A 4,672-nucleotide genomic window follows, 5' to 3' on the forward strand; every position below is an offset into this window, starting at 1 on the left:
ATACGAAAATTTCTAAATTATTTTTATTAAGTAGTTGAGCCAAATTAGATTCATGGAGAGAGGTAATACCAATTTAGAATTTTAGATATTTCTACAGACTCAGTACAAGTTTGAGATTTTGGATTAAAACCTTGGCTAAAAACCTTTTAAAAAATTTAAAATAATACTTTCTCTGTTAATTTGGTATTATACTAATTCACAAAATTATTGATACACTTCCCTTCTGGTCTGGGAAAAAATTAAGGGGTAAGGGATAGACTTCTAAGAGAAATTGGGAAACGGGGTGCATGTTTGGTATTTTCCCTTTCCCCAATAAAGATGCATCCCTTTGACCACAAGAGTGCAAAAAGCACTCTTGTGCAAGAGGTCTGATGTATTTGAAACCTTTCCCCTTTCCCCTTTCCCCTTTAACTGAACCGTATTGAGCCTAGATCCACTGTTAACTGGAAGCATATTTCGACGGTAATCCATCCTGAAATACCAGCAATTCTCCGGGTTGGATTTGTGTCCAAACTTCATTGTCAGTTAGAGGAGTGGTAGCGATGACGGCGACGCGATCGCGTTCGGTAGTCACTTCTCGAAAATCAACAGTCATATCTTGATCAATCAAATGGGCAGCAGCAAAGGGCGCTTGGCGGACAATATAGCTAAGTTTGGTTGAACAATAAGCAAAAAAGTGTTCTCCATCAGATAGTAAATAGTTAAACATACCGAATTTTGCGATTTCATTGGTAATTTCTCGCAGCACAGAATAGAGTTCTTTTATGGAAGGCTCACCTTGAGGAAAAGATTCTCGTAATTTTTCTAACATCATGCAGAATGCTTTTTCGCTATCGGTATCACCTACAGCTTGATAAAAACCTGTATTTTCTGGCTGAAAATCTGGTAAATTACCGTTATGGGCAAATACCCAATACTTACCCCACAACTCTCTCCGGAATGGATGGCAGTTATGTAAAGCAACTTCACCCTGAGTAGCTTTGCGGATATGGGCGATGACATGGGTAGAATGGATGGGATAACTCCGCACGAATTCCGCCACTGGAGAAGCAACAGAAGGTTGGGCATCTAAAAACATCCGACATCCCTTTCCTTCAAAGAAAGCAATGCCCCAACCATCACTATGATGATCCGTTTTTCCTCCCCGTGCAGAAAAACCTTCAAAAGAAAAGCAAATATCCGTTGGGACATTGCAATTCATTCCAAGCAATTGGCACATACATATTGCAACTTTAAATTTTCGACTAAGGTCTCAGGATCAAGATACTTCAGAATGTTGCCTTGATTCTGGAGCGATCGCTTCAATCTGAGAATTTATAGCACTCTGATTTAATTATTAGACTTCTAACAGAAGTCAGGAAAAATTCCCATAGCTGAAATAAGGTATTATGCTAAGCCAAAAGATGGTAACGGCGGATATCTGGCGCAGCAGCCACCAAACCATCAAGTTTAGCTGCTGCTTCTTGAAAATGGGGTGTGTCCATGTGAGTATTCAACGCTTCATTAGAAATCCACTCTTCCACAAAAGTAAAGTCTGTTGGATCATATTGATTTTGCAAAAGTTCATACTTAATTGCACCTGGTTCCTGTCTAGTTGGTTCAACGAGTTCTAACAACACAGCTTTAAGTTCTTCTACTTTGTTAGGCAAAGCAATAACATGGGCGATAACGCGAATAGTTTGGTTAGTCATTGGGCATTGGGTATTGGGCATTGGGTATTGGGCATTGGGCATTGGGCATTGGGCAGAGGTGAAAAACTCATCTCCCCATCTCCCAAATCCCCACTCCCCAAGCAGCCACCATGTAGCGAAAAATATACTCTACCAACTCAATGTAGTTACGGGCAGATTCAGGAGAAGGTGCCCAAACTGTAACGCCGTGGTCGCGGATGAGTAGGGCTGATAGTTGGGCTGGGGTAATTGTGAAGCGTTGTTGAATGTCGGTGGCGATTTGGGAAACTTGTAAATGGTTGGTGAAAATGGGAATCAGACAATGGGGATTTTCTTGGTAAATTCCCAAACCTTTGAGCATTTCCAGAGGTGGTAAAGGTAAAGAGTCTCCAGTTACAAACCGAGAAACTAAATTCGCCTCTACTGAGTGGATGTGGTAGCAAGCTTTTGCTTGGGGAAATAAGGTATAAAGTACCTGATGAATGGCGGTTTCGGCGGAGGGTTTTAAATTATTTGAGGAATCCTGCTTACCGTCTGGATAAATACGCACAAAATCATTCAGTGATAATTCTCCTTTAGAGCGACCGCTAGCTGTAATCCAGAAGCTACCATCAGGTAAAAGTACTGAGAGATTGCCAGCAGTTCCCACCATCCAACCTTGTTGATAAAAGTCATGTGCTGTAGCAATTAACTCCAGACGAGGGTCAGCTAGGGTTTGCTGTATCATCCTGAACTCCATGATTTTAGTAGATAATCGCGGATATCGGAGAAATCATTCCAGTGAATATACGGTTTTTGGTATTGATTAAGATACTCTGCTAGGCGATCGCGAGCGAATACCAAAGATGCCTCCAGTCCCATATTCAAATCAGTCAGCGAGTCCCCAATGGCAATTTTCTCATTAGCGGGATACTCTGCCATTACCTCTACCTTGGCTACTAGTTCGGTTTCTCCTTCATAATCCGAGTGGACTTTTAACAGACTACCAGTAATATCCACATCAACGGCATGGATGGCATGAACTCGCTGTTGCGTTGCACCCAAAACAACTTCTACCATTCCTCGCAGTCCCCCAGAAACCACCACTAGGGGTACTCCTTGAAAGTCCAGAAAATCCAGCAGTTCCAAAAATCCTGGGCGCATTGGTTGTTTTCGAGTAAATTCTAAAATTTCGCCATAGCTAGAAGATGGAATTGATTGCAAGATTTCTCGGACACCTTCTCGCAGTGTGAGCCGTTGTGCATACATTTCTGGTATTAATTTTGCAGACAATTCTGGAGCAAATTTTTTCAAAATTGCAACAAAGGTTTCCTCCACTGTGATAGTACCGTCAAAGTCGCAAAAAACAATTCGCTGCACTTTTTGTCCTGCCATTTCTTCGTTTTTCGGCATTTTTCAAGCTACTGCGCGATGAAGGCGAATTTCTTTATTTATGTATTGAGGAACCCAACCTCCTGTGCTGATAAAATAGCGCACTGCTTTAATTCGCCGTGCTGGGGTGAGGTGAAACCAATGTTCAGTGCCGGCTGGTACGTTGATGTACTCTTCTTTCTGGACTGTCAGTTCTACCTGGCTACCATCGGGACGCACAAAGCCAAAAATGGCTTCTCCATCAATGACGTAGCGTACCTCATCATCAGCATGGGTGTGGATTTGGTCAAACTTGACCATTAATTCATCGAGGTTGGGAACTCCTGGATGGAGAACAATCAGATCCCGTGATTGATAGCCTGCTGTTTGTTGTAGTTCGTTAAAATAACCATCCAGTGCTTTTAGTACTTGTTCTTTTTCATCGTCATTGAGGCTATCTTCTGCCAGTAAACGATGTAACTCTGGATTATCTCCCACAGCCCAACGGTTGAGTTGGATATTTAAGGGTGTGAGTTCTTGACCAATATCATTGATATCCGTGAGGATTGTATCATCTTCTAATTTGAGAATCGCCATAGCTCACCTCATATTTTTTATTTCAGCCAGAAATTATCTTCAGGTAAGGCTTCCTGAAATCGAACTTCTTTTTTGGTGCATCTGTAGTTTGATTACTAAGCTATGAATTTTTGTATTAAAAGCAACGCATATTTCCGAGATTTTGTTTGAAATAGCGGATTAATAGAGCAATTTACAAACAGGTTATCACAAGTTCAGGGATTAGAGACTGGTGACTGGTGACTAGTCCCCAGTGCCTAGTAGCCTACTTTTCTCAACTAAATCGATTTCAAAGTACCTGTAATATGGGAGACTTGGCAATATTCCCTATCAATTCCGATTGATGCCAAATGAGCAACACAATTTCTGATATCGTGGTCAAAACCATCAATGACCAGGACAAGCAATTAAAAGACTACGCAGGAAAAGTACTTTTAATCGTGAATGTCGCTTCCTACTGCGGTTATACATCCCAGTACAGCGGTTTAGAAGACTTGAACAAAAAATACAAAGAAGCTGGGTTACGTGTTTTGGGGTTCCCCTGTAACGATTTTGGCGCGCAAGAACCCGGAAGCAACGAACAGATTGTCAAATTCTGTACAAGTCAATATGGTGTTACCTTTGAATTATTCGATAAAATTCACGCCAAAGGCTCACAACAGCACCCGCTTTATGAGCGACTTACCAAAGCTGTTCAGCCAACAGGCGATGTTGCTTGGAATTTTGAAAAATTTTTAGTGAATAAGCAAGGTGAAGTGGTAGCTAGATTTAAAAGCAATATCCACCCATCTTCACCAGAACTAATCAACGCAATTGAGAGCGAATTAGCAAAATAGCATAGGTATGGGACAAAACCCTTCGGGTAGGGAAAAGGGAAAAGGGAAAAGGCGCAAAGTTGGAGCAAAGGTCTCCTCCGATCCAAACTTTGTAAGAGAGGACAAGAAGGGATCTTTCCTTTCCCCTTTGTCCCTTTCCCTTTCCCCACTCCCCTCCCCATCTTCCCATCCCCTCACCTCTTTTTTCCCACGACCAATTTTTACTCCGACCCAATTAACTTGTCATTAATATTGCAATCA

The 4,672-nt window shown here is 41.7% G+C and carries 6 protein-coding genes; 1 reads left to right on the plus strand and 5 read right to left on the minus strand.

From position 1 onward, the window contains the following. Positions 1-439: 439 nt before the first annotated feature. The 5 genes from GNE10_RS32145 to GNE10_RS32165 all read right to left on the minus strand — a co-directional run bounded on the left by GNE10_RS32145 (position 440) and on the right by GNE10_RS32165 (position 3,617). Positions 440-1,219 carry a class II glutamine amidotransferase gene (locus GNE10_RS32145; RefSeq protein ID WP_185570023.1) on the minus strand — a complete coding sequence of 260 codons (780 nt, stop codon included), beginning with the start codon at positions 1,217-1,219 and terminating at the stop codon, positions 440-442. Between the two features lie 172 nt (positions 1,220-1,391). Next, a complete protein-coding gene (locus GNE10_RS32150; RefSeq protein ID WP_099072753.1) occupies positions 1,392-1,691 on the minus strand; it encodes a putative quinol monooxygenase in 300 nt (99 codons plus the stop codon). Between the two features lie 67 nt (positions 1,692-1,758). Continuing rightward, positions 1,759-2,397 (minus strand): methylthioribulose 1-phosphate dehydratase, encoded by a 639-nt coding sequence (gene mtnB, locus GNE10_RS32155; protein WP_185570024.1) that lies wholly within the window; start codon positions 2,395-2,397, stop codon positions 1,759-1,761. Continuing rightward, on the minus strand, positions 2,394-3,029 hold the full coding sequence (locus GNE10_RS32160) for an HAD-IB family phosphatase (RefSeq protein ID WP_185570027.1): 636 nt from the start codon (positions 3,027-3,029) through the stop codon (positions 2,394-2,396). The genes mtnB and GNE10_RS32160 overlap by 4 nt, the downstream gene beginning before the upstream one ends. A 36-nt stretch (positions 3,030-3,065) precedes the next feature. Further along, a complete protein-coding gene (locus GNE10_RS32165; RefSeq protein WP_185570026.1) occupies positions 3,066-3,617 on the minus strand; it encodes an acireductone dioxygenase in 552 nt (183 codons plus the stop codon). Between the two features lie 329 nt (positions 3,618-3,946). On the opposite strand from GNE10_RS32165, the gene GNE10_RS32170 reads away from it, so the two are divergent. Then, positions 3,947-4,432, plus strand: coding sequence for a glutathione peroxidase (locus GNE10_RS32170; protein ID WP_099071506.1), 486 nt, complete (start codon positions 3,947-3,949; stop codon positions 4,430-4,432). Positions 4,433-4,672 lie beyond the last annotated feature (240 nt).

Source organism: Nostoc sp. 2RC (genome assembly GCF_014222165.1).
Lineage (GTDB): Bacteria > Cyanobacteriota > Cyanobacteriia > Cyanobacteriales > Nostocaceae > Nostoc > Nostoc linckia.